We start from the raw sequence: 22,809 nt of genomic DNA, 5'->3' as shown, positions 1-22,809 counted from the left end.
AGCGTCGCACGTGTTCCACCCGAGCCGGCAGGGACCCGCCGCTCGTCGTCCGCGCTCCGGGCGGACCCGTAGGCTGGACTCCCGTGAGTCTCACCATCGGGATCGTCGGGCTGCCCAACGTCGGCAAGTCGACGCTGTTCAACGCGCTGACCAAGAACGACGTCCTGGCGGCCAACTACCCCTTCGCCACCATCGAGCCGAACGTCGGCGTCGTCGGCGTGCCCGACGAGCGGCTGGGGAAGCTGGGCGAGCTGTTCGACTCGCAGAAGGTCGTCCCGGCGACGGTGTCGTTCGTGGACATCGCCGGCATCGTGCGCGGCGCCAGCGAGGGGCAGGGGCTGGGCAACAAGTTCCTCGCCAACATCCGCGAGAGCGACGCGATCTGCCAGGTGATCCGCGTGTTCAGCGACCCCGACGTCGTGCACGTCGAGGGCAAGGTCGACCCGGCCGACGACATCGAGACGATCAACACCGAGCTCGTCCTCGCCGACCTGCAGACGCTGGAGAAGGCCATCCCGCGGCTGGAGAAGGAGTCGCGCAAGGACAAGGAGCGGGCGGCGCTGCTGTCGGCGGCGCAGTCCGCCGTCGAGGTCCTGAACACGGGGAAGACGCTCTTCGCCGCCGGGGTGGACCCCGCGCCGCTGCGCGAGCTGACGCTGCTGACGACCAAGCCGTTCCTCTACGTCTTCAACGTCGACGCCGACGAGCTGGCCAACGAGGAGCTGATCGCCGAGCTGCGGGCGCTGGTCGCGCCGGCCGAGGCGATCCTGCTCGACGCCAAGACCGAGGCCGAGCTCGCCGAGCTGCCCGCCGAGGAGGCCGCCGAGCTGCTGGAGTCGATCGGGCAGAGCGAGCCGGGCCTGGACCAGCTGGCGAAGGTCGGCTTCCGCACCCTCGGCCTGCAGACCTACCTGACGGCGGGCCCGAAGGAGGCGCGCGCCTGGACCATCCCGGTCGGCGCCACCGCCCCGCAGGCCGCCGGCGTCATCCACACCGACTTCCAGCGCGGCTTCATCAAGGCCGAGGTCGTCTCCTACGACCAGCTCATGGAGGCGGGCTCCATGACCGAGGCCCGCTCCCGCGGCTGGGTCCGCATCGAGGGCAAGGACTACGTGATGCAGGACGGCGACGTCGTGGAGTTCCGCTTCAACGTCTGACCCGGTACGTCCGTCCTGGTCGGTGCGCCGCCCGGTCTGCGGTCCACTCGTCCGGTCCCTGCGGTCGTCCGAGGGTCGGGTGGGCGGCCGCGCCGGTCCCGGCCCCGGCCGACCGGACGCCCCCCATGTCACACGGAAGTCACCTGCGGGGACCGCGGGGGCAACACGCGAGCCGTCTACTGCTGCCGAACAGTGACCACTGTCAGTAGACGAAAGGTGTGCCGTGGACGTCGGCAGCACTGCATTCATCCTCGCGGCCACGATGGCGGTCGCGCTCATGGTCCCGGGCCTCGCGCTCTTCTACGGCGGCATGGTCGGGTCCCGCTCGGTCCTGAACATGATCATGATGGTGTTCGGAGCCGTCGCGGTCGTCGGCGTCCTGTGGACCCTCTTCGGCTTCTCCGCGGTCTTCGGGAACAGCTACGGGAGCCTGGGCCTGCTGGGGGACGTCACCGAGCACCTCGGTCTCGGTGACCTCGTGGCCGGAGACGAGGCGGCCGCCCTGCCGCCGGCCCTGGTGGCGGTGTTCCAGGCCCTGTTCGCCGTCATCACGACCGCCCTCATCGCCGGCGCGGTGTCCGACCGCGTCCGGTTCGGCCCGTGGCTGCTGTTCACCGGGCTCTGGGCGGCGCTGGTCTACTTCCCCGTCGCGCACTGGGTGTTCGCCTTCGACTCCGCCGACGGCGGCGTCCAGGGCGGCTGGATCGCCAACACGCTCGGCGCCGTGGACTTCGCCGGCGGCACGGCCGTCCACATCAACGCGGGCGTGGCCGCCCTCGCCCTGGTGCTCGTGGTCGGCAAGCGCACCGGCTGGCCCCGGCAGGCCCGGCCGAACAACCTGCCCTTCGTCGCCCTCGGCGCCGGGATCCTGTGGTTCGGGTGGTTCGGCTTCAACGGCGGGTCGGCCCTGGCCGCGGGCAACAGCGCCTCGGTCGTCATGCTGACGACGTTCAACGCCACCTGCGCGGCGATCCTCGCCTGGCTCCTGGTGGAGCGGCTGCGCGACGGTCACGCCACCACCCTCGGCGGGATGTCCGGCGCCATCGCCGGGCTGGTGGCCATCACCCCGGCCTGCGGCGCCGTCACGCCGCTCGGCGCCCTGGCCGTCGGGGCCATCGCCGGTGCGGTCTGCCCGCTGGCCATCGCGCTGAAGTACCGCTTCGGCTACGACGACGCCCTGGACGTGGTCGGCGTCCACCTCGTCGGCGGCGTCGTCGGCACCCTGCTGGTCGGCCTGTTCGGCTCCGCCGAGGCGCCCAGTGGTCGGGCCGGCCTGTTCTACGGCGGGGGGCTGGGGCTCCTCGGCACGCAGGCCGTCGCCGTCGTGGCGGTCGTCGCCTACTCCTTCGTCGTCAGCCTGCTGATCGCCCTGGTCGTCAAGCACACGGTGGGCCTGCGGGTGTCGAAGGAGGGCGAGCTCGCCGGTCCCGACCTGACCGAGCACGCCGAGGTCGCCTACGACCTCGAGGGCGCCGTGCACACCCCGGGGAGCGGCCCGACCCCCGAGGCCGTCGTCGCCTCGGCCGAGCGGCTGGTCGCGGGCTCCGCGCCGGCCCCGCGCACCGGGAGCGGCACGCCGCACTGACCGTCCACGGACGACGGAGGCCGGTCCCGCGCCGCGGGACCGGCCTCCCGCGTGTCCGGGGTGAGGAGGGATCAGGTCAGGTGGCCGTAGGCCGTGACGCTGAGGAAGCGGACCGGCAGCTCGACGAGCTCGACCGGGCCGTGCGGCCCCTCGCCGTCGAAGACGAGGGAGTCCCCGGCGCGCATCTCGTACCGCGCCTCGCCGTGCCCGTAGACCAGGACCCCCTCCAGCATGTGCAGGAACTCCGTCCCCGGGTGCTGGAACAGGGGGAACACCTCGCTGGCCTCGGTGAGGGTGACCAGGAGCGGCTCCAGCCGCTTGTGCTCGCCCCGCAGGGACCCCAGCAGCTGGTAGAGGTGGCCGACGTTGCTGCCGCGGCGGACGATCTGCGATCCGTGTCCGGCGGGTGTGAAGACGGCCTCCCGCTCGGCGTCGATGCCCCGGAACAGTGCGGTGACCGGCACGGCGAGCGCCTCGGCGAGGCGGGCGAGGCTGGACAGGCTGCAGGAGGTCTGCGCGTTCTCGATCTTGGACAGCATGGCCTTGCTCATGCCGGTCAGTCGGGCCAGTTCCGCCAGCGAGATGCCTTGGGCGAGCCGGAACTCCCGCACGCGCAGCGCGATGACGTCCTCGAGATGACCGCTCGGCGCGTCGTCGTGCGCGCCGGGACCGGGGGAGACCTCCACCCGGCGAGCCTAGGTCGCGTGCGCTCGTCCGAACCGCCCGGCGACGAGAACGTAACGGACGGGTAACCCGAAGGAGGGTCCACCGCTCGTAGCCTCCGTTTCCCATCAGTGGACGACCCTCGGGGAGGACCCGTGCCCGTCACCGGCACCATCGGCCACGTCACCGGAGGCTCGCTGGGGCTGCCCAGCATGGAGGTCGAGGGGGTGCGCGCCCACATCGGTGACGTCTTCGCCAACCCCGGCGGGGCGGCGATCTGCAGCGGCTTCTTCGAGCTCTTCGCCGGCGCGCCGCTCGACTACGAGTACACCTACGACGAGATGAAGGTCGTCGTCGAGGGCGAGTTCCACCTCACCGACCTCGACTCCGGTCAGCAGGTCGTCGCGCGGCCGAAGGACGTCCTGTTCTTCCCCGCCGGCTCGCGGATCCGCTTCGAGACGCCGGACCGCGCGCTCGGCTTCTACACCGGCCACCGCTCCTTCGCCCCCTGACCGGCCGTGGGAGCCGAACACACGAGCGTCCCGCGCTGGCCGGCGAGCGTGCCGCCGGTGGACCCCGCCGGCCGCACCGTCTCCGTGCTGGGTTTCGGGGACCGCGGGCGGGAGATCGTCGCGGACTGGCTCGCCGCCACGCCGGCCGGACGGGTGGTCTGGAGCCTCGTCGCCGAGCGGGCCGACGACGCGACGCTGGCGGCCCTCGCCGGCCAGGTGCGCGCAGCCCGGGTCGGCTGGCGGCTCATGCTCTCCGGGCCCGAGGTCGACGTCCTCGCCGCCCGCGCGGTCGCCACCGGCCTCGGGCTCCTCGACGCGGAGATCCGCGCGGCGGTCACCGGCGCGGACCGCAAGCGCGTGCACTGCGCGCACTGTCGGGTCACCACCGAGGCAGAGGTCCCGGTCGGCGCCGAGGTGCCCTGCCGGGGCTGTGCCCGCCGGCTGCACGTGTACGCGCACGTCGCCCGGCGCACCGGCGCCTACCTGGGCTTCATGGCCGACGCGGAGGAGGTCGCGTGACCGCCGTCCTGCCCGCGCCGCCGACGGCGGCACCGGGGGAGGCCCCGCCGCTGCAGCTCGAGGTCGCCGCCGTCGCCGATGCCGCACCCGGCATCCGGACGCTCGTCCTGCGCCACCCGGACGACGCCCTCCTCCCGGGGTATGCGCCCGGGAGCCACGTGGTGCTCACCTGCGGGGAGCGGCGCAACGCCTACTCGCTCACCGGGGACGGCGCGCCGGGCCAGGAGTACCGGATCTCGGTGCTGCTGTGCCCCGACGGCCGGGGCGGCTCCGCGTTCGTGCACGGTCTCGCCGTCGGCGACCGGGTGGCCGTCTCCCGGCCGCACAGTGCCTTCGCCCCGGTCGCCAGCGCGCGGCACCACGTGCTGGTCGCCGGGGGCATCGGGATCACCCCGATGCTGTCCCACGCCCGGGCCGCGGTCCGCTGGAGGCGCTCGTTCGAGCTGGTCTACGGCCACCGGCCGGGTGCGGATGCGCACCGCGAGGAGCTGGCGGCCCTGTGCGGGGACCGCCTCGCCGTGCACGAGTCCACGCCGGCGATGCTCGACGCCGTCGCCGCGGTGCTCGCCGACCGGCCGATCGGCACGCACGTGTACGTGTGCGGCCCCGCGCCGCTCCTCGAGTTCGTCGAGCGGACGGCGACCGAGCTGGGGTGGCCGCCCGCGCGCGTGCACGCCGAGCGGTTCTCCGCCGCCGACCTCGACCCGGGGGAGCCGTTCACCGCGCACCTGGCCCGCTCCGGCGTCCGGGTGCCGGTGCCCGCCGGCGTCAGCCTGCTCGCGGCGCTGGAGGGCGCCGGCGTCGCCGTCCCGAGCATGTGCCGCCAGGGCGTGTGCGGCGAGTGCCGTGTCCCGGTCGTCTCCGGCCGGCCGCTGCACCGCGACCTGTACCTGTCCGAGACCGAGCGCGCCGCCGGCGACGCGGTCGTGTGCTGCGTCTCGCGCAGCCTCGACGACGACCTGGAGCTGGACCTGTGACCACGATGCTGCCGCCACGGGTCTCCCGCTTCCCGTTCCCCTTCCCGGCCGACGCCTACCGCTACGCCACCAACGTCGAGCCGGCCCGCCGCCCGGTGGGGACCGCCGCGGGCACCTGGGGCGAGCACGTGATCGACGTCGACGACGACTACGCGCTCGAGCTCGCGGTCCGCCGGGACGTGCTGGCCGCCGATCCCTCCCGCTGCGCCCAGCTGCCGCACATGCGCGTCGCCGCCTGGGACGCGCTGGCCACGCTGCTGGCGGAGCTCGCGGCCACCCGTCCCGACGTGATGGCGCTGCACCGGCGCGGCGACCGGTGGCACTGGCGCAACGACCTGCTCGGGACGTCGTCGTCCTTCGTCCTCGGTGACGACGACTCGCTGCCCGGCGGTCCGCTGGCCTTCCTCGGCAGCCAGGTGCAGGAGGACGTCGTCCTGCTCGACCAGCGCGAGGGCTCGCTGTGGGCCGACGCCGGGCTGGTCACCTTCGCCGCCGACTGGTCGCTGGGGTTCGACGTCGGCATGCGCTTCCTGGAGGTCCACGGGCCGGTGCCGCGGGTCCACGAGACCGGCGTGGTCGCCCGCGCCGAGCAGTTCCTCATGCGCCTGCAGCCCGGCGACGCCTACCGCCGGACCAACTGGACGATGACCGTGGACCGGCGCCTGGACACCTCCACGGAGACCTACCCGGAGTGGGGCCGGGAGAGGCGACTCGTGGTCGACGACCCAGCGCTGCCCGACCGGCTGCACCTGCGGGTGGAGGTGCAGCACCTGCTGCGCCTGGGCGTCTCGAACGCGGTCTGCTTCCTCATCCGCACCCACCTGCTGTCCCTCCGCGAGCTCGCGGCCGTCCCCGAGTGGCGGCGGAGGACGGCCGCCGTGCTCACCGAGCTGCCCGACGACATGGCCGCCTACAAGGGCATCGAGCGCTACCGGCACGCCGCGGCCGCCTGGCTGGCCGGCGGCTGACCGGCACGGGCACGCCCGGCGGCCCGCCGTCCTCCCCGGGGACGGCGGGCCGCCGCCGTGTGGCCCGGGTGCCCGGTGCCCGGGGACAGGAGGAAACAGGGATCTCCCCGGACGGTCACGTCGCGGAAACACGCAGCCTGTTCACTCTGGGGCGACAGAGGTTCACGGCAGTGAACACCGAACACCTCGACCACCCGGGAGGACCCGTGTCGCTCACCGCCACCCGCCCCGAGGCCCCGCCGGCGCCCGTCGAGCTGCCCACCGGAGGAGAGCTGGCGCGCCGCGCCCGCGCCGACGGGATCGAGTTCGTCATGGCGCTGTTCGTCGACCTCACCGGCAAGCCCTGCGCCAAGCTGGTGCCGGTCGAGGCGGTCGAGGAGCTGGAGACCGAGGGCGTGGGTTTCGCCGGCTACGCGGTCGGCGCGATGGGGCAGGAGCCGAGGGACCCCGACCTGATGGCCGTCCCCGACCCGTCGTCCTACATGCCGGTGCCCTTCATCCGGCCGGGGCTGGCGATCGTGCACTGCGACCCGCACGTGGAGGGCCGGCCCTGGCCGTACGCGCCCCGGGTGCTGCTCAAGGCGCAGCTGGCCCGCGCCGCCGAGCTGGGCCTGGAGCTCAAGGTCGGTGCCGAGGTCGAGTACTTCCTCGTCGAGCGCGGCCCGGACGGCGCCCTGCGGCCGGCCGACCCGAAGGACACCGCGGCCCGGCCCTGCTACGACGCCCGCGGGCTGACCCGCATGTACGACCACCTGACCGAGGTGTCCAAGGCGATCAACTCGCTGGGCTGGGGCAACTACGCCAACGACCACGAGGACGGCAACGGCCAGTTCGAGCAGAACTTCGCCTACTCCGACGCCCTGACCACCGCCGACCGGGTGGTCACCCTGCGCTACCTGCTGTCGGTGCTCGCCGAGCAGCGCGGCATGACCGCGACCTTCATGGGCAAGCCGTTCACCGACCGGACCGGCAGCGGGCTGCACATGCACCTGTCGCTGTGGCGGGACGGTGAGCCGGCCTTCCCGGACCCCGCCGACCCCCGCGGCCTGGGTCTCTCCCCGCTGGCGTACTCCTTCGTGGCCGGTCTGATCGAGCACGCCTGCGGCCTGCAGGCGGTGCTCGCCCCGACGGTGAACGCCTACAAGCGCACCGGCGCCAGCTCCACCCGGTCCGGCGCGACCTGGTCCCCGCGCACGGCGTCCTACGGCGGCAACGACCGCACCCACCTGCTGCGCGTCCCCGACGGCAACCGCGTGGAGCTGCGCGGCGGTGACGGCTCGGCCAACCCCTACCTCGCCGCGGCGGCGGCGCTGGCCGCCGGCCTCGACGGGGTGCGCCGCGGCCTGGACCCCGGCGACCCCGGCGCCACCACCAGCAGCCCGCTGCCGCCGACGCTGCTGCACGCGGTCGAGGCGCTGCAGGCCGACCCGGTGGTCGCCGCGGCCCTGGACGCGGCCGGGCCCGGGGTCTGCGAGTACTTCGCCGGCCTCAAGCGCGAGGAGTTCTTCGAGTGGCACGGGCAGGTGACCCCCTGGGAGGTCGACCGCTACGTGACCGCGTTCTGACCCGACCGACCGACGAGAGGAACCGTCCTGCGATGTGCGGGATCGTCGGGCTCCACCTGCGGGAGCCCTCCCTGTACCCCCGGCTGGGCGAGCTGCTGACCGGCATGCTCTGCCAGGTCACCGAGCGCGGCCCGGACTCCGCCGGCGTCGCCGTCTACGGCGACCCGCGCTGGTCCCCGGTCGGCGAGGCGTCGGTCTCGCTGCTCACCGGCGACCGGACCGCCGACGACGTCGCCGCCGCCGTGCGCGGCGTCCTCCCCGAGGCCGGGGTGGTGGACGCCGGCCAGACGCTCGTCGTCCACGCGGCGACCGACCCCGGCACCCTCACCGCCGCCGTCCGCGAGACCGTCCCGGGCGCGGTGGTCATCGGCGCCGGCGAGGAGGTCGCCGTCCTCAAGGGGGTGGGGCACCCGCAGGCCCTGGCCGCCGAGTTCGGCCTGGCGGCGGCGCAGGGCTGGCAGGGCGTGGCGCACACCCGGATGGCCACGGAGTCGGCGGTCACCCCCGCGCACTGCCACCCCTTCTCCGTCGGGACCGACCAGTGCCTGGTGCACAACGGCTCCTTCGCCAACCACGCCACCATCCGCCGCGAGCTGCGGGCCGCCGGCGCGGTCTTCGACAGCGACAACGACTCCGAGGTCGGCGCCCGCTTCGTCGCCGCCCAGCTGGCCGCCGGCTACGACCTGGAGAAGTCGCTGAAGCTGCTGTGCGAGCGCTTCGACGGCTTCTACACGCTGCTGGTCAGCACCCGCGACAGCTTCGCCGTCGTCCGCGACGCCATCGCCTGCAAGCCCGCCGTCGTCGCCGAGACCCCGCAGTGGGTCGCCATGGCGTCGGAGTACCGCGCCCTGGCCGGCCTGCCCGGCGTCGAGGCCGCCCGCATCTTCGAGCCCGAGCCGGAAGAGGTCTACGCATGGCAGCGCTGAGCACGACCGACGTCACGGTGGAGCCCGCCGTCGTCGACCTGTCCCTCACCGGCGTGCGCGAGCTCAACGCGGCCCTGCACGCCCCGGACGTCGCGGACAAGGCGTCCGCGTGGCGGGTCACCTCACCCGCCGGGCGGCACAACATCGCCGTCGGGCTCGACGCGGCGGTCGACGTCCGCATCGAGGGACACGTCGGCTACTACTGCGCCGGGATGAACCAGCTGGCGACGGTGACCGTCGAGGGCAACGCCGGGATCGGGGTCGCCGAGAACATGATGAGCGGCACGGTGCGGGTCCGCGGCAACGCCTCCCAGTCGGCCGGGGCGACGGCGCACGGCGGTCTGCTGGTCGTCGAGGGCTCCGCGTCGGCCCGCTGCGGGATCTCGATGAAGGGCGTGGACATCGTCGTCGGCGGCGACGTCGGGCACATGAGCGCCTTCATGGGACAGGCCGGTCGGCTGGTCGTGTGCGGCGACGCCGGCGACGCGCTCGGCGACTCCCTCTACGAGGCCCGGATCTACGTCGCCGGATCGGTCAGGAGCCTCGGCGCGGACTGCGTGGAGAAGGAGGTTCGACCCGAGCACCTGGCCGAGCTCACCGGCCTCCTTTCCGCGGCCGGCATCGACGCCGACCCCCGGGACTTCCGGCGCTACGGCTCGGCCCGCCGTCTCTACAACTTCCACGTCGACAACGCCTCGGCGTACTGAGGAGACCCCCATGCTCCGCGAGTCCGCGACCTTCGACCGCGCCACCATCGCCGAGATCCAGCGCGCCGCCGGGACCGGCATCTACGACATCCGCGGCGGCGGCGCCAAGCGCCGGGTGCCGCACTTCGACGACCTGCTCTTCCTCGGCGCGAGCATGTCCCGCTACCCGCTGGAGGGGTACCGGGAGCGCTGCGACACCGACGTCGTCCTCGGCGACCGCCACGCCACCTACCCGCTGCACCTGTCCACCCCGGTGACCATCGCCGGGATGAGCTTCGGCGCGCTGTCGGGCCGGGCCAAGGAGGCGCTGGGCCGCGGCGCCAGCGAGGTCGGCACGAGCACCACCACCGGCGACGGCGGCATGACGCCGGAGGAGCGCGGCCAGTCCAAGCACCTCGTCTACCAGTACCTGCCCTCCCGCTACGGCATGAACCCCGACCACCTGCGGGCCGCCGACGCCATCGAGGTCGTCCTCGGCCAGGGTGCCAAGCCCGGCGGCGGCGGGATGCTGCTCGGCCAGAAGATCACCGAGCGCGTGGCCGGCATGCGCACCCTGCCGATGGGCGTCGACCAGCGCAGCGCCTGCCGCCACCCGGACTGGACCGGCCCCGACGACCTGGAGATCAAGATCGGTGAGCTCCGGGAGATCACCGACTGGGAGAAGCCGATCTACGTCAAGATCGGCGCCAGCCGCACCTACTACGACGTCAAGCTCGCGGCCAAGGCCGGCGCCGACGTCATCGTGCTCGACGGCATGCAGGGCGGCACCGCGGCGACGCAGGAGGTGTTCATCGAGCACGTCGGCATCCCGACGCTGGCCGCCCTGCCGCAGGCGGTGCAGGCGCTGCAGGAGGAGGGACTGCACCGGCAGGTCCAGCTGGTCGTGTCCGGCGGGATCCGCAACGGCGCCGACCTCGCCAAGTGCATGGCGCTCGGGGCCGACGCCGTCGCGATCGGGACCGCGGCGCTGGTCGCCCTGGGTGACAACGCGCCGCACCTCGACGAGGAGTACCGGGCGCTGGGCTCGGCGGCCGGGTTCTACGACGACTGGCAGGCCGGCCGTGACCCGGCCGGCATCACCACCCAGGACGAGGAGCTCGCGGCCCGCCTGGACCCGGTCGCCGGCGGCCGGCGGCTGGCCAACCTGATCCGCGTGATGACGATGGAGGCCCAGGTCATTGCCCGCGCCTGCGGCAAGGCGCACCTGCACTCGCTGGAGCCCGAGGACCTGGTGGCGCTCACCATCGAGGCCGCCGCGATGGCCCGCGTGCCGCTGGCCGGCACGTCCTGGATCCCCGGGCAGGGCGGGCTGTGAGCGACCTGCGGGTCGACGTCGCCGTCGTCGGTGCGGGGCTCATGGGCTCGGCGACGGCGTGGCAGCTGGCCCGGCGCGGGGTCTCCGTGGCGCTGGTCGAGGCATTCGGCGCCGGGCACGTCCACGGCAGCTCGCACGGCACCTCCCGCATCGTGCGCCGGGCCTACGCCGACCCGTTCTGGGTCCGGCTGACCGGCCGCGCGTACGACGCCTGGGCCGAGGCCGAGGACGACACCGGGACGGCGCTGCTGCGGACCACCGGCGGCCTCGACACCGGCGCCCGCCGCGACCCCGTGGGGCTGGCCCGGCTGATGGCCGCCGAGGGGGTGCCCCACGAGCTGCTGTCGGCCAGGGAGGCGGAGGCCCGCTGGCCGGGGATGCGCTTCGCTGGCCCCGTGTTGTTCCACCCCGAGGGCGCGGTGCTCGACGCCGACGCCGCGGTCGCCGCCTGGGTGCGGCGCGTGCGAGGGCTCGGCGGGACCGTGCTCGAGCGCACCCGTGTCCTCGCCGTCGAACCCGACGGAGGCGGCGCGCGGGTGGTCACCGACGGGCCGGAGCTGACGGCGGGCAGCGTCGTCGTCGCGGCCGGACCGTGGCTGCCCGAGCTGCCGCTCGGCCTCCCGCTCCCGCCGCTCACCGTGACCCAGCAGCAGGTCTTCCACTTCCGTCAGCGCGACCCCGCCGCCGCCTGGCCGACCTTCGTGCACAAGGGGGACCTGCAGTTGTTCGGCCTGCCCTCCGGCGCCGACGGAGGGCCGCGCCCGGCGGTGAAGGTCGCCCAGCACGACGGTGGCCGGCCGACGACGGCGTCCACCCGCGACGGCGTGGTCGATCCGGCCTCGCGCGAGCGGGTGACCGCCTTCGTGCGGGAGTGGCTGCCCGGCCTGGACCCGGAACCGGTCGCCCAGGGCAGCTGCCTCTACACCGTCACCCCGGACGAGGACTTCCTGCTCGACCGGGTCGGCCCCGTCGTCGTGGCCTCGCCCTGCTCCGGACACGGCGCCAAGTTCGCCGCCCTGATCGGGAGGATGGCCGCCGACCTCGCGCTCGGTGCGGCGGAGGTGGAACCGAGGTTCGCGCTGAGCCGGATGGGCTCCCTCGTCTGACGGAGGGGCTCCCGGTGACGCTCCGCCCCCGTGGGCCGGCGACCCGTGGGGTTCGATGGGTCGCGGGGCAGGGCCGAGGCCCCTGGTCCCGGCCCGGAGGGCGCGCTGGCCTCGCCGCCACCCGGTCGAGATGAGGCGTTCCGATGCCGAGGACGACGGGGGCTATCCGGCTCTCCCCACCTCCGCCGCCTGCTGTCCTGAGGGCGGTGAACGTCGTCGTGCGGCCGCTGCTGGCGTCCCCGCTGGGACGTCGCATCGGGGGTGTCATGCTGCTCGAGTTCACCGGCCGGCGGCGCGGGCGTCGGATCAGGGTCCCGGTGAGCCTCCACCTGGTCGACGGCGTCCCCACGGCGTCCACGGACGCGCCCTGGCGGTTCGACTTCGACGGGGGCGCGCCCGTCACCGTCCGGCACCGTGGTCGCGTCCACGAGACCACGGGCACGCTGGTGCTGATGACGCCGGACGAGATGGGCCGGGCCGTCCGCGAGTCCCTGGACCACGGCGGGTCAGCCCAGCGGATGGGGATCAGGACGCCGCGCGGTCACCGGCCGACGAGCTCGCGGGCCTGGGACCGGCGTCGGGCACCTCGGTGATCAGCTTCGACTTCACCCCGCTGCCGGGCCGCGGCTGACCCGGCTCGCGGGCCCGGTGCAGCAGCCTGACCGCAGCCGGGTCGGGCGCCGCGCACCGGGCGGACGGTGCGCCGGGCCGCCCGACGGATCGTCGTCACGCCGGCCGGGCGGCTCGGCCGAGGACGGGCGCCGTCACCGCCGGAGCTCGGCCGGCTCGTCGAGCCGGCCGAGCTTGTGCGGGTTGCGCATCGCGTACAGCCGGCTGATCCGGCCGTGCTCGACGACGACGGTGATCGCCGTGTCGAACTCGCCGCCCGGGTCGATCCGCAGGGCCACCGCGCCGTTGACCAGCGGCGTGGTGATCTCCACGTCGGGCACGAGGTCGGCGAACCGGGACAGCGCCCGAGCCAGCCGCTCCCGGCCCGCGATCGGGCGCAGGGCGGCCGGTGCCAGGCCGCCGCCGTCGGCGACCGCGACGACGTCGGGTGCGAGCACGTCCATGAGGCCCTGCAGGTCACCGGCGGTGAGCGCGGCGAGGAACCGGTCGACGACCCGCTGCTGCTCGGCGCGGCTGACCGTCGTCCGCGGACGGCGCGCGGCCACGTGCTCCCGCGCCCGGTGCGCGATCTGCCGCACCGCGGCACTCGACCGGCCCACCGCCTCGGCGATCTCGTCGTAGGGCACGTCGAACACCTCGTGCAGCACGAGGACCGCGCGCTCGGTCGGTGCCAGGGTCTCCAGCACGGTGAGCACCGCGATCGACACGCTCTCCGCCAGCTCGACGTCCTCGGCGACGTCCGGGCTGGTCAGCAGCGGCTCGGGCAGCCACTCGCCGACGTACTCCTCGCGGCGGCGGGCCACGGTGCGCAGCCGGTTGAGCGCCTGGCGGGTGACGATCCGCACCAGGTAGGCCCGCGGGTCGCGCACCGCGGCCCGGTCCGCCTCCGCCCACCGCAGCCAGGTCTCCTGCACCACGTCGTCGGCGTCGGCGGCGGAGCCGAGCATCTCGTAGGCGACGGTGAACAGCAGGCCGCGGTGGGCGACGAAGGGGTCCTCGGTCATGCCGTGGCGACGCCGTCCCGCGACGGGGCCGCCAGCGGCGGCAGGCCGCAGGACGCCGCGAACTCCTGCGACCGGATGCCGAGGGCGACGTTGCTGCGCGCGCTGGAGTTCATGAAGGCGATCCTGGCGGTCAGCTCCACCAGCGCGGCCGGTCCCAGCTCGTCCAGCAGGGCGGCCGACAGCTCGTCGGTCACGGCCGGCGGGGTCCAGCTCATCGCCTCGGCGTACTCCATGACCCGCCGCTCCAGCGGGGTGAAGACGGCGGACTCCCGCCAGCGCGGCACCTCCCGCACCCTGGCCTCGTCGAGCCCGCGGTCGTTCGCCAGGAAGTGGTGCAGGTCCAGGCAGAAGCCGCAGCCGATGGTGGCGGCCGCGGACATGGCCGCGAACGTCGCGAGGTGCGGGTCCAGCCGGTTCCAGGAGTCGACCTTGCGGCCGAAGGCCATCGAGTCCCTGAGCACCGCCGGGTGGTGCCACATGACGCCGGCGCCCTCGGGCACCTGGCCGAGCACCCGGCGGCTCATCGTCTTCAGCAGGGCCCCGTACAGGCCGGTGATCTCGGTCGCGGGGACCCGGGTGCCGCTCGCCATGTCTCCTCCAGGGTGTGCGGTGGCGTCGACATGGAGACACCGGCCGCGCCCCGCGTGTGACACCCCGGAGGAGACGGGGCGAGCAGCCTCCCGGCTACTGGCCCGACTTGGCGGGCGGGATCAGCGGGTCCGGCACCGGGCCGGCCGTCCCTCCGGTGGTCCGCGTGTCCGCGGCCGGGGTGGTCGGCGTCTCGACGTCGGCGTCCTCGAGGACGAACGCCTCCGCGACCGTCGGCGGGGTCGGGGGGACCACCGCGTCGGCGTTGCTGCCCGCGGCCACCGTCCCGGCGTCGACGGTGCCACCGACGGTGCCCCCCACCGTGCCGCCGCCCGTGCCGCCGCCCGTGCCGCCGCCCGTGCCGCCGCCCGTGCCGCCGCCCCCGGACGCCTGCGCGGCGAGCTTGTCGATGCCGCCCTGCAGCGGGGCGGGCGCGGCCTCACGGGCCCTCTCGAGGGTCTGCTGCACCTCCGGCCGGCCCAGCAGGTCCCGTGCCGTCCTCGCGATCTGCTCGTACCGCTCGCGCCCGGCACGCGCGCCCAGCACGAAGCCGACCCCGAGGCCCAGTCCCAACGACAGCTTGCCCATGTCTCTCCTCCAGTCGCTCGGTGGTTCTGCCGCCGCTACCCAGGAGGAGACGGGCCAACCCGTCCCGGCGGGCCGCTCACGCCGGCACGGGCACCCGCCGCGGGCTGAGGGCCTCGAGCGCGGCCTCCAGCTCGGCCACCGGCCGCCCCGGCGGCAGGACGACGACGGGCAGCTCGGCACCGGCCGCGCGCCAGGCGTCGAGCGTCGCCGCCACGCTGCCGGCGTCGCCGTGCAGCAGCAGCTCGTCGACCAGCACCTCCGCCTCCGCGGGCACCTCCCCGGGCCGGGCGGCCGGCACCGCGTCGACGGCGGTGCCGAGACCGGCGCGGCGCATCGTCCGCGGGTAGAGGGGGCCCATCGCCGTCAGGTAGGTGGTCAGCCACCACGACGCCGTCGCCCGCGCGACCGCCGGGTCGTCGGCCACCGCCACCGGGATGCCGGGGCTGACCAGCGGCACCGGCCGCCCCGCAACCGCCGCGCCCTCCCCCAGCAGGGCGCGGCCCGCCGCCAGGCCGGACCGGGGGAGCAGGAACGGGTACCAGGCGTCGGCCACCTCCCCGGCCAGCCGCACGGCCTCCGGCCCGAGCGCGGCCAGGTGCACCGGGAGGCGCGGCCGCGGCGGCACGGCCAGCCGCAGCGGCCGCTGCCCGCCCGGCCGCGACGGCGTCACGCGCTCGCCGGCCAGCAGCGCCCGCACCTGCCGGGTGACCGCGCCGAGGCGGGCGACCGGCGCGGTGAACGGCTCGTCGTGCAGGCCCTCGGCGAGCTGCGGCGAGCCCGCGCCCAGGCCGAGGACGAACCGGCCGCCGGAGAGGGTGTCCAGCGACGACGCGAGCATCGCCAGGTGCGCGGGGCTGCGCCCCCACACGTTCAGGACGCCGGTGCCGAGCCGGATCCGCCGGGTCCGCGTGGCGATCGCGGCGAGCAGGACCGGCGCGTCGTGCGCCCAGCCCTCGGCCAGCAGGAACGCCTCGTACCCCAGCTCCTCGGCGCGGTCGGCGAGGTGCAGGACGACGTCGGGACGGGTCTCCATCGGGGTCACGCCGACGGCGAGCCGCCGGGCCGGTGCGGTCATGGTGCTGCCCTCCTCGTGCGGGCCGGGAGCGGGTCCGCGTCTGGTCGCGCTCCCGGGGCCGCCACTAGGGTCGGCCGCGCCCGTTGCAGTCCGCTTGCAGGCGAGGCAGCGATGACCGGTGCGACGCACCTGCACTTCCGGGTCCTGGGCCCGCTGCAGGTCGAGGACGGCTCGGGACCGGTCGCCGTCGGCGGGCACAAGCCGCGCACCCTGCTCGCGGCGCTGCTGGTCGCCCGCGGCGAGGTGGTGCCCGCCGACCGGCTGCTCGCCGCGGTGTGGGGCGACGCGCCGCCCGACGGCGCGGTCACGGCGCTGCGCGCCTACGTCTCCCGGCTGCGCGGCGTCCTCGGCGACGCCGCGCCGCTGCGGCACCGCCCGCCCGGCTACTGCCTGGAGCTCGACGGCGCGACGCTGGACGCCGTCGAGTTCGAGCAGCGCGTCCGCACCGCCCGGGCGGCCGCGGCCGCGGGCGACCCCGCGCGGGCGCTGGCCGACCTCGACGCCGCGCTGGCGCTGTGGCGGGGCGACGCGCTCGCCGAGTTCGCCGACGACGACTTCGCCGGCGCGGAGGCCGCCCGGCTGACCGAGCTGCGCACCGGCGCCGCGGCCGACCGCGCCGACGCGCTGGTGGAGCTCGGCCGCGCCGCCGAGGCGGTGCCCGAGCTCGAGGCGCTGGTGCGCCGGCACCCGACGTGGGAGCGGCCGGCGGTGGCGCTCATGCGGGCGCGGTACGCCACCGGGCACCAGGCCGACGCGCTCGCCGCCTTCCACGAGCTGCGCACCCGCCTCGACGGCGAGCTGGGAGTGGAGCCCGCCGCGCCGGCCCGGGAGCTGTACCGGCGGATCCTCGTGCACGACCCCGCGCTCGCCGCACGGCCGCCGCCGGGCAACCTGCCCCGCCGGGCCAGCGGGTTCGTCGGCCGGGAGTCCGAGGTGGCCCGGGTGCTGGAGGCGCTGCGGGCCGGCCCGCTGGTGACGCTGACCGGCGTCGGCGGGACGGGGAAGTCCCGGCTCGCGGTGGAGGTCGCCGCCCGGGACCGGGCGCGGTTCGACGACGGCGTGTGGCTGTGCGAGCTCGCCGCCCTGCCCGACGGCAGCCCGGTCGGGGACGCCGTCGCCGCGGCGCTGCGCATCCGGCAGCGGTCGGGGCTGTCGGTCGAGGAGACCGTGCTCGACTACCTGCGCGGGCGGTCGCTGCTGCTCGTCGTCGACGACTGCGAGCACGTGCTGCCGCACGCCGCGACGCTCGTCGCCGAGGTCGTCCAGCGCTGCCCGCGCGTGGTGGTGCTCGCGACCAGCCGGGAGCCGCTCGGGGTCGACGGCGAGCAGGTGTGGCCGGTGCCGCCGCTGCCGCTCGCGGACGCCACCGCGCTGTTCGTCCAGCGCGCCCGCGCCGCGACGCCGGACTTCCGGCTGGACCCCGCGGCCGCCGACGCCGTCGCGGCCATCTGCAGCCGCGTCGACGGCCTGCCGCTGGGCATCGAGCTGGCCGCGGCCCGGATGCGGGTGATGAGCCCGGGCGAGGTGGCCGCCCGGCTGGAGGACGCCCCGCTGCTCGGTGGCGGGCGCGGGCCGGTGCCCCGGCACCAGAGCCTCGTGGCCGCGATCGAGTGGTCCTACCGGCTGCTGCCCGAGGACGAGCAGCGGCTGTTCCGCGGCATGTCGGCGTTCGCCGGCGGGGCCGACCTGCGCGCCGTCCACGCCGTCGCCGACCCCGCCGCCACCGAGGACGACGTCCTCGACCGGCTGACCCGCCTGGTGGACCGGTCCATGGTGGTGGCCCGCAGCGGGGTGCACAGCCGCTACGGGCTGCTGGAGACCCTGCGGGCGTACGGCCGGGCGCAGGCCGGGGCCGCGGGCGAGTCCGCGGAGCTGGCCCGGCGGCACGTCGCCCACCACGTCGACTACGCCGAGCGGGCCGGCGCGGGGCTGCAGGGACCGGACGAGCGGGCGTGGGCGGAGGAGGCCCTCGGCGTCTACGACGACCTGCGCGCCGCGTTCACCCGCGCCGCCGCCGACCGGGAGTGGGACCTCGCCGTGCGGCTGGTCTCGGCCGTGCCCGAGCTGGTGCACCTGCGGGTCGGCTACGAGGCGTACGCCTGGGCCGAGCAGCTGCTGCCCGTCGTGGACCCCGGCCACCCGCTCTACCCGGCCGCCGTCGGCGCCGCCGCCCGGGGCGCGTGGAACCGCGGCGACTTCGCGCGCGCCCGGGCCACGGCCCGCCTGGCCGGAGGGCGGCTGCCGCTGCCCGGCACCGCCCGCATCGCCTACCCGGGCGACGTGCTCGCCGACGTCGCGCTCTACGAGGGCGACGTCGGCACCGCGCTGGCGCACTACGCGGCCGAGGCGGAGCGGGCCCGGGCCGACGGCGACCGGATCCGGCTGGTGTGGACGCTCTACTACGTCGCCGTGTGCCAGGCGGTCCGCCGCCGGCCGGAGGAGGGGCTGGCCGCCGCCCGGGAGAGCCTCGACGTCGCCGAGGCCACCGCCAACCCGACGGCGCAGTCGATGGGCCGCTACGCCCTCGGCCTGGTGCTCAAGAAGTCCGACCCCGACCGGGCGCTGGCGCTGTTCGACGAGGCCGGCGCGCTGGCCGCGGCCGTGCACAACTTCTGGTGGCACGGCATCGCGCTGATGGAGGCGGCCGCGACCCGGGCGGTGCACGGCGACCCGGCGGCGGCCGCCCGCGCGCTGCTCGCCGTCATCGACCACTGGGACCGGGTCGGCGACTCGACGCAGCAGTGGCTGGACCTGCGCTACGTGGCCCGGCTGCTGCAGCGGGTGGGCGCGGAGGCGGACGCCGCGGCCCTGCACGCCTGCCTGGTGGCGGCGGGCAAGCCGTCTCCGCTCGGCCCGCCCGCCGAGGGCGCACCCGCCGGCGACCCCCGCGCCGCGGAGGCGGCGGCGGTCGCGCAGGCACGCGCCGCCCTCGGCCGGGTCGCCGCCGGGCAGGCCGGTGCATGACCGCTGCATCCGCGGTGCACGCGGTCTGCAACCCGCCGGCACCAGCGTCGTCGGCACACCGCGGGGACGTCCCCCCGCACGACGACGAGGAGCACTCCCGATGACCGACACCATCGACGCGACCGCCGACCGCGCGCTCAAGGCGAAGCACCGGGCGATGTGGGCGCTGGGCGACTACCCCTCCGTGGCCCGGGACCTCATCCCCGAGCTGGGCCGGGTCCTGGTCGCCGCCACCGGCGTGGGCCCCGGGGACCGGGTGCTGGACGTCGCGGCCGGCAGCGGCAACGCCGCCGTGCCCGCCGCGCTGACCGGCGCCGAGGTCGTGGCCTCGGACCTCACGCCGGAGCTGTTCCCGGCCGGCCGCGCGTTCGCCGCGCGCGAGGGCGCCGAGGTGACGTGGGAGGAGGGCGACGCCGAGGCGCTGCCCTACCCGGACGCGAGCTTCGACGTCGTCCTCTCCTGCGTCGGCGTGATGTTCGCGCCGCACCACCGGCAGGCCGCCGACGAGCTGGTGCGGGTGTGCCGCCCCGGCGGGCGGATCGGGCTCGTCAGCTGGACGCCGGAGGGCTTCGTCGGCGAGATGTTCCGGACGATGAAGCCCTACGCGCCCCCGCCGCCGCCCGGCGCGCAGCCGCCGCCGCTGTGGGGCGACGAGCGGCACGTCCGCGACCTGCTCGGCGACCGCGTCACCGACGTCGTCGCCCGCCGGCAGACCGTGACGGTCGGCGGCTACCCGTCGCCGGAGGCGTGGCGGGACTCGTGGAAGACGGTCTACGGGCCGACGATCGCGACCTACCGCAACGTCGGCGACGACCCCGAGCGGGTCGCCGCGCTCGACCACGACCTCGCCGCGCTGGCCGCCCGGTACGACCGCGGCACCGACGGGATCGTCCTCGACTGGGAGTACCTGCTGCTCACCGCGCGCCGCGCGTGAGACCACCCGGCCGGCGCCGGGGGAGCCCGGCGCCGGCCCGGCACGAGAGGGGAGGGACGACGTGGTCGACGTCCTCGTCCGGCGCGACGACCCGCGGACCGTGCGCTGCGACCCGGGGGAGCCGCCGCGGACCGGGGTGCCGCAGGGCTCGGTGCAGTTCGCCGTCGAGCGCTTCGGGCTGACCGCGAACAACCTCACCTACGCCGTCCTGGGCGACGCCTGGCGGTACTGGGACCACTTCCCCGCGCCGGAGGGCTGGGGCCGGGTCCCGGTCTGGGGCTTCGGCCGGGCCACGGCCTCCGGCGTCGACGGCGTCGCGGCGGGGGACCGCTTCTTCGGCTTCTGGCCGATGTCGAGCCGGGTCACCCTCGAGGTGACCGCGGGCCCGGGCGGCCTGGCCGACCGCTCGGCCGCCCGCGCCTCCCTCGCCCGGGTCTACGGCCGCTACGCCCGCGCCCTGCCCGAGACGGGCTTCCCGCCCGGGCTCGACGACGTCGCGGCGGTGCTGCGGCCGCTGTTCCAGACCGGGTGGCTGCTCGCCGACCGCGTGACCCGGGCCGGGGCCGGGGTGGTGGTCCTGACGTCGGCGTCGAGCCGCACCGCCGTGTGCACCGCGGCGGCGGTCCGCGCGCACGGGGACCCGCCGGAGCTGGTCGGGCTGACGTCGTCCCGGCACGCCGCGGCCACGGCGGCGCTCGGCCTCTACGACCGGGTCCTGGCCTACGAGGAGGTCGGGGCCCTGCCCGCGGACCGCGGCGCCGTGCTGGTCGACCTCGCCGGCGACCCGGACCTGCGCGCGGCGGTGCACCGCCGCACCGCGGGCGTCCTGCGGGCGTCGGTCGTGGTCGGCGCGACGCACTGGACGCGGGCGTCGTTCGCGAGCAGCGGCCTGCCCGGGCCCGAGCCGGAGGTGTTCTCCGCGCAGGACGCGGCGGCCGCCCTGGACCCGTCGTCCGCCCGCCGGATCGCGGCCGCGTGGCCGGACTTCGCCGCGACCCGGGCGCCCGGGCTGCTGACCGTCGAGCACCGCACCGGGGCGCAGGCGGTCACCGAGGCGTGGGCGGCGCTGCTGGACGGCGACGTCGACCCGCGCCGCGGGCTGGTCCTCTCGCTCTGAGGCCTCAGCCCGGCTCGGCGCCTCGGCCCGGCTCGGCGCCTCGGCCCGGCTCGGCGCCTCGGCCAGGCTCGTCCGCGGTCCCCGGCTCCGGTGGGCGGGGCGCCGACGCCCGCTGACCCTGCAGCTGCCGGCCGAGCTCGTCCCGCACGCGGTACAGCTCGGCCAGCACCTGCCCCCGCGCGGAGTCGCCGAGGGCGGCCGCCGCGCTCCGCAGCGCCGGGCCGTGGTCGCGCCAGTAGGCCCCGACCGCCCGCGCCACCTCCCCGGGGTCGGCCCGGTCCCGGCCGGCCCGCCGGAGCAGCTCCTGGAGCCGCTCCAGCTCCGCCGCGGCGGCCGCCGCGGGCTCGGGGTCCCGGGGGCCGGTCACGCCGCCGCCTGCTGCGCGACCGGCGCGGTGCCGCCGCCTCCGCCGCCGCCCCCGCCGATGCCCTCGAGCAGGCGGATGAGCGCGTCGATGAGTTCCTGCAGCAGGTTGCCCAGGACGCCGCCGAGGTCGACGCCGTCGAGCAGCCCGGCGATCGCGCACAGCAGGTTGCCCAGCAGGTTGCCCGGGCCGGGGATCGCCTCGACGTCGAGCACCACCTCGTTGAGGTGCACGTGCAGGCCCAGCAGGTTCAGGTCCAGCGGCCCGAGGTTCAGGTCGAGGATCGGGCAGGGGGTGGGTTGCGTCATCGGGAGCACCTCGGCTCTGAGGAACTGCCGCCGGTGCGGCAGGTGCCCGACGCAGGGCGCGCGCACAGTGTGGGAGCGCCCGGGCCGGCCCGGAAGGCACCCGGTCCGCCGCCCGGAGCGGGCCGGGTGTGCCCGTCACCGTGCGCGCTCGACCGCCAGCCCTTGGTGAGACGAGATCGTCCGTAAAGGGGTGCGGCGGGGCCTCAGCCGGAGACGGCGTCCACCACGGCGCTCACCCGGCGGGCGCGGGTCTCGGGCCTCTTCGCGTCGGCCACCGACCGCGCGTGCTCCTTGCGGGAGGTGTACGACAGCCGGTCGAAGGCCTCCCGCACGCCCGCCGCGGCCAGCGCCTCGGCCAGGTCCGGCGGCACCTCGACGGTGCGCTCGCCCCGGTCGAGGGCGACGACGACGTCGACGGTGTCGCCGATGGCCACCCCGAGGGCGGCCCGGCGCTCCTTGCTCAGCCCGATGAGGTTCTCGCCGCCCATCCGCGCGACCCGGCCCTCCACGGTCACCGTGCCGACGGTGACCCGGACGGGGAACGCCTTGGCGCCCCCGCCGAGGCCGGCGACCTGCTCGTCGGTCAGCACGACGGCGGCCGCCGGGCCGCGCGGTGCGAGGGTGGTGGTCAGCCGCAGCTCCTCGGTCACCGGGTCACCCTGGCGTCCCGGCGGTCGCGGCGGAAGCCCCTGTCATCCCCTCGGCCCACCGGCGGCGCGCTCGGCGAACCGCCGCTGCGCGTCCTCCAGCGCCGCGACGGCCTGGGCCCGGCGCTCCCACCCGCGGGTCTCGGCGGACTTCTCCGGCGTCAGCGCCTCGTAGATCTCGAAGAAGTGCCAGATCTCCGCGACCTGGTGGATGGGGACGTCCTCGAGCTCCTGGAGGTGCTCCATCCGCGGGTCGCTCGCCGGCACGCACAGCAGCTTCGCGTCCGGGCCGCGCTCGTCGTGCACCCAGAACACGGCGATGACCCGGGCGCGCACGAGGCAGCCGGGGAAGGTCGGCTCGCCGAGCAGCAGCAGGGCGTCGATCGGCTCGCCGTCCTCGGCGAGGGTGTCCGGGACGAACCCGTAGTCGCCGGGGTAGCCGGTGGCGGTGAACAGCATCCGGAGCAGCCGGATGCGGCCGAGCCGGTGGTCGTACTCGTACCTGTTCCGCGAGCCCTTGGGGATCTCGACGATCACGTCGGCTTCCACGGGCACCCTCCTCCGGCCGGACCGCGAGGAGACCCTGGCCC

Annotated in this window: 24 protein-coding genes; 15 read left to right on the top strand and 9 right to left on the bottom strand. The window is 76.0% G+C overall.

Going from position 1 to position 22,809, the window contains the following annotated elements; all coding sequences use genetic code 11:
- The first annotated feature begins 83 nt into the window (after positions 1 to 83).
- Both ychF and ACI8AB_RS14390 read left to right on the top strand, forming a co-directional pair.
- Positions 84 to 1,157, top strand: a complete 1,074-nt coding sequence (gene ychF / locus ACI8AB_RS14395; RefSeq protein WP_456950656.1) for a redox-regulated ATPase YchF — start codon at positions 84 to 86, stop codon at positions 1,155 to 1,157.
- Between the two features lie 223 nt (positions 1,158 to 1,380).
- Positions 1,381 to 2,742: an ammonium transporter gene (locus tag ACI8AB_RS14390; protein WP_456950655.1), complete on the top strand. Its 1,362-nt coding sequence runs from the start codon at positions 1,381 to 1,383 to the stop codon at positions 2,740 to 2,742.
- Between the two features lie 71 nt (positions 2,743 to 2,813).
- On the opposite strand, the gene ACI8AB_RS14385 is transcribed toward ACI8AB_RS14390, so the two are convergent.
- Positions 2,814 to 3,428 (bottom strand): helix-turn-helix domain-containing protein, encoded by a 615-nt coding sequence (locus tag ACI8AB_RS14385; protein WP_387986507.1) that lies wholly within the window; start codon positions 3,426 to 3,428, stop codon positions 2,814 to 2,816.
- A 132-nt stretch (positions 3,429 to 3,560) separates the two neighbouring features.
- On the opposite strand from ACI8AB_RS14385, the gene ACI8AB_RS14380 reads away from it, so the two are divergent.
- The 10 genes from ACI8AB_RS14380 (at position 3,561) to ACI8AB_RS14335 (ending at position 12,593) form a co-directional block, all read left to right on the top strand.
- Positions 3,561 to 3,917, top strand: a complete 357-nt coding sequence (locus tag ACI8AB_RS14380) for a cupin domain-containing protein (RefSeq protein WP_456902252.1) — start codon at positions 3,561 to 3,563, stop codon at positions 3,915 to 3,917.
- Between the two features lie 57 nt (positions 3,918 to 3,974).
- Positions 3,975 to 4,436: a dimethylamine monooxygenase subunit DmmA family protein gene (locus ACI8AB_RS14375; protein WP_456902253.1), complete on the top strand. Its 462-nt coding sequence runs from the start codon at positions 3,975 to 3,977 to the stop codon at positions 4,434 to 4,436.
- Positions 4,433 to 5,413: a PDR/VanB family oxidoreductase gene (locus ACI8AB_RS14370; RefSeq protein WP_456950654.1), complete on the top strand. Its 981-nt coding sequence runs from the start codon at positions 4,433 to 4,435 to the stop codon at positions 5,411 to 5,413. Before ACI8AB_RS14375 ends, ACI8AB_RS14370 begins: the two co-directional genes overlap by 4 nt.
- Before the next feature lie 5 nt (positions 5,414 to 5,418).
- Positions 5,419 to 6,381, top strand: a complete 963-nt coding sequence (locus ACI8AB_RS14365) for a heme-dependent oxidative N-demethylase family protein (RefSeq protein WP_456950671.1) — start codon at positions 5,419 to 5,421, stop codon at positions 6,379 to 6,381.
- Between the two features lie 206 nt (positions 6,382 to 6,587).
- Positions 6,588 to 7,946, top strand: coding sequence for a type III glutamate--ammonia ligase (gene glnT, locus ACI8AB_RS14360; protein ID WP_387986493.1), 1,359 nt, complete (start codon positions 6,588 to 6,590; stop codon positions 7,944 to 7,946).
- A gap of 32 nt (positions 7,947 to 7,978) precedes the next feature.
- Entirely contained in the window at positions 7,979 to 8,872 is an 894-nt protein-coding gene (locus tag ACI8AB_RS14355) for a hypothetical protein (protein WP_456950653.1), read from the top strand.
- Positions 8,860 to 9,579 (top strand): GltB/FmdC/FwdC-like GXGXG domain-containing protein, encoded by a 720-nt coding sequence (locus ACI8AB_RS14350; protein WP_456950652.1) that lies wholly within the window; start codon positions 8,860 to 8,862, stop codon positions 9,577 to 9,579. The genes ACI8AB_RS14355 and ACI8AB_RS14350 overlap by 13 nt, the downstream gene beginning before the upstream one ends.
- A gap of 10 nt (positions 9,580 to 9,589) precedes the next feature.
- Positions 9,590 to 10,894: an FMN-binding glutamate synthase family protein gene (locus ACI8AB_RS14345; protein WP_456950651.1), complete on the top strand. Its 1,305-nt coding sequence runs from the start codon at positions 9,590 to 9,592 to the stop codon at positions 10,892 to 10,894.
- Entirely contained in the window at positions 10,891 to 12,000 is a 1,110-nt protein-coding gene (locus ACI8AB_RS14340; protein WP_456950650.1) for an FAD-dependent oxidoreductase, read from the top strand. Before ACI8AB_RS14345 ends, ACI8AB_RS14340 begins: the two co-directional genes overlap by 4 nt.
- A 206-nt stretch (positions 12,001 to 12,206) precedes the next feature.
- Positions 12,207 to 12,593 (top strand): hypothetical protein, encoded by a 387-nt coding sequence (locus ACI8AB_RS14335; protein ID WP_456950649.1) that lies wholly within the window; start codon positions 12,207 to 12,209, stop codon positions 12,591 to 12,593.
- A 171-nt stretch (positions 12,594 to 12,764) separates the two neighbouring features.
- Here ACI8AB_RS14335 and ACI8AB_RS14330 read toward each other — a convergent pair whose 3' ends face one another.
- The 4 genes from ACI8AB_RS14330 to ACI8AB_RS14315 form a co-directional block, all read right to left on the bottom strand.
- On the bottom strand, positions 12,765 to 13,634 hold the full coding sequence (locus ACI8AB_RS14330; protein ID WP_456950648.1) for an RNA polymerase sigma-70 factor: 870 nt from the start codon (positions 13,632 to 13,634) through the stop codon (positions 12,765 to 12,767).
- On the bottom strand, positions 13,631 to 14,224 hold the full coding sequence (locus ACI8AB_RS14325; protein WP_456950647.1) for a carboxymuconolactone decarboxylase family protein: 594 nt from the start codon (positions 14,222 to 14,224) through the stop codon (positions 13,631 to 13,633). The genes ACI8AB_RS14330 and ACI8AB_RS14325 overlap by 4 nt, the downstream gene beginning before the upstream one ends.
- A gap of 94 nt (positions 14,225 to 14,318) precedes the next feature.
- Positions 14,319 to 14,810, bottom strand: a complete 492-nt coding sequence (locus ACI8AB_RS14320; RefSeq protein ID WP_456950646.1) for a hypothetical protein — start codon at positions 14,808 to 14,810, stop codon at positions 14,319 to 14,321.
- Between the two features lie 76 nt (positions 14,811 to 14,886).
- A complete protein-coding gene (locus ACI8AB_RS14315; protein ID WP_456950645.1) occupies positions 14,887 to 15,885 on the bottom strand; it encodes an LLM class flavin-dependent oxidoreductase in 999 nt (332 codons plus the stop codon).
- A gap of 111 nt (positions 15,886 to 15,996) precedes the next feature.
- Between ACI8AB_RS14315 and ACI8AB_RS14310 the strand changes: the two genes are divergently transcribed.
- The 3 genes from ACI8AB_RS14310 (at position 15,997) to ACI8AB_RS14300 (ending at position 20,900) form a co-directional block, all read left to right on the top strand.
- Positions 15,997 to 18,849, top strand: a complete 2,853-nt coding sequence (locus ACI8AB_RS14310) for an AfsR/SARP family transcriptional regulator (protein ID WP_456950644.1) — start codon at positions 15,997 to 15,999, stop codon at positions 18,847 to 18,849.
- Positions 18,850 to 18,949: 100 nt separating this feature from the next.
- Positions 18,950 to 19,783, top strand: a complete 834-nt coding sequence (locus ACI8AB_RS14305; protein ID WP_387986468.1) for a class I SAM-dependent methyltransferase — start codon at positions 18,950 to 18,952, stop codon at positions 19,781 to 19,783.
- 61 nt (positions 19,784 to 19,844) lie between these two features.
- Positions 19,845 to 20,900: a DUF2855 family protein gene (locus ACI8AB_RS14300; protein ID WP_456950643.1), complete on the top strand. Its 1,056-nt coding sequence runs from the start codon at positions 19,845 to 19,847 to the stop codon at positions 20,898 to 20,900.
- Between the two features lie 4 nt (positions 20,901 to 20,904).
- Here ACI8AB_RS14300 and ACI8AB_RS14295 read toward each other — a convergent pair whose 3' ends face one another.
- The 4 genes from ACI8AB_RS14295 to ACI8AB_RS14280 all read right to left on the bottom strand — a co-directional run bounded on the left by ACI8AB_RS14295 (position 20,905) and on the right by ACI8AB_RS14280 (position 22,768).
- On the bottom strand, positions 20,905 to 21,267 hold the full coding sequence (locus ACI8AB_RS14295) for a hypothetical protein (RefSeq protein ID WP_456950642.1): 363 nt from the start codon (positions 21,265 to 21,267) through the stop codon (positions 20,905 to 20,907).
- Complete coding sequence (locus tag ACI8AB_RS14290) at positions 21,264 to 21,572, bottom strand: hypothetical protein (RefSeq protein ID WP_387986462.1); 309 nt, start codon at positions 21,570 to 21,572, stop codon at positions 21,264 to 21,266. Before ACI8AB_RS14290 ends, ACI8AB_RS14295 begins: the two co-directional genes overlap by 4 nt.
- A gap of 203 nt (positions 21,573 to 21,775) precedes the next feature.
- Positions 21,776 to 22,222: a YdeI/OmpD-associated family protein gene (locus ACI8AB_RS14285; protein ID WP_456902268.1), complete on the bottom strand. Its 447-nt coding sequence runs from the start codon at positions 22,220 to 22,222 to the stop codon at positions 21,776 to 21,778.
- A 42-nt stretch (positions 22,223 to 22,264) separates the two neighbouring features.
- Positions 22,265 to 22,768, bottom strand: coding sequence for an inorganic diphosphatase (locus ACI8AB_RS14280; protein WP_387986457.1), 504 nt, complete (start codon positions 22,766 to 22,768; stop codon positions 22,265 to 22,267).
- Between the last annotated feature and the right edge of the window lie 41 nt (positions 22,769 to 22,809).

Source organism: Geodermatophilus sp. SYSU D00698, from assembly GCF_054050335.1.
The sequence above is the reverse complement of the archived record's forward strand: the minus strand, read 5'-3'. Positions and strand labels throughout refer to the sequence as shown.

Bases quoted from the DNA above. Each gene is read 5' to 3' on its own strand.
- ACI8AB_RS14345 (WP_456950651.1), top strand. From the start codon at position 9,590: ATGCTCCGCGAGTCCGCGACCTTCGACCGCGCCACCATCGCCGAGATC.
- ACI8AB_RS14315 (WP_456950645.1), bottom strand. From the start codon at position 15,885: ATGACCGCACCGGCCCGGCGGCTCGCCGTCGGCGTGACCCCGATGGAG.
- ACI8AB_RS14365 (WP_456950671.1), top strand. From the start codon at position 5,419: ATGCTGCCGCCACGGGTCTCCCGCTTCCCGTTCCCCTTCCCGGCCGAC.
- ACI8AB_RS14330 (WP_456950648.1), bottom strand. From the start codon at position 13,634: ATGACCGAGGACCCCTTCGTCGCCCACCGCGGCCTGCTGTTCACCGTC.
- ACI8AB_RS14310 (WP_456950644.1), top strand. From the start codon at position 15,997: ATGACCGGTGCGACGCACCTGCACTTCCGGGTCCTGGGCCCGCTGCAG.
- ACI8AB_RS14305 (WP_387986468.1), top strand. From the start codon at position 18,950: ATGACCGACACCATCGACGCGACCGCCGACCGCGCGCTCAAGGCGAAG.
- ACI8AB_RS14325 (WP_456950647.1), bottom strand. From the start codon at position 14,224: ATGGCGAGCGGCACCCGGGTCCCCGCGACCGAGATCACCGGCCTGTAC.
- ACI8AB_RS14355 (WP_456950653.1), top strand. From the start codon at position 7,979: ATGTGCGGGATCGTCGGGCTCCACCTGCGGGAGCCCTCCCTGTACCCC.
- ACI8AB_RS14350 (WP_456950652.1), top strand. From the start codon at position 8,860: ATGGCAGCGCTGAGCACGACCGACGTCACGGTGGAGCCCGCCGTCGTC.
- ACI8AB_RS14290 (WP_387986462.1), bottom strand. From the start codon at position 21,572: ATGACGCAACCCACCCCCTGCCCGATCCTCGACCTGAACCTCGGGCCG.
- ACI8AB_RS14320 (WP_456950646.1), bottom strand. From the start codon at position 14,810: ATGGGCAAGCTGTCGTTGGGACTGGGCCTCGGGGTCGGCTTCGTGCTG.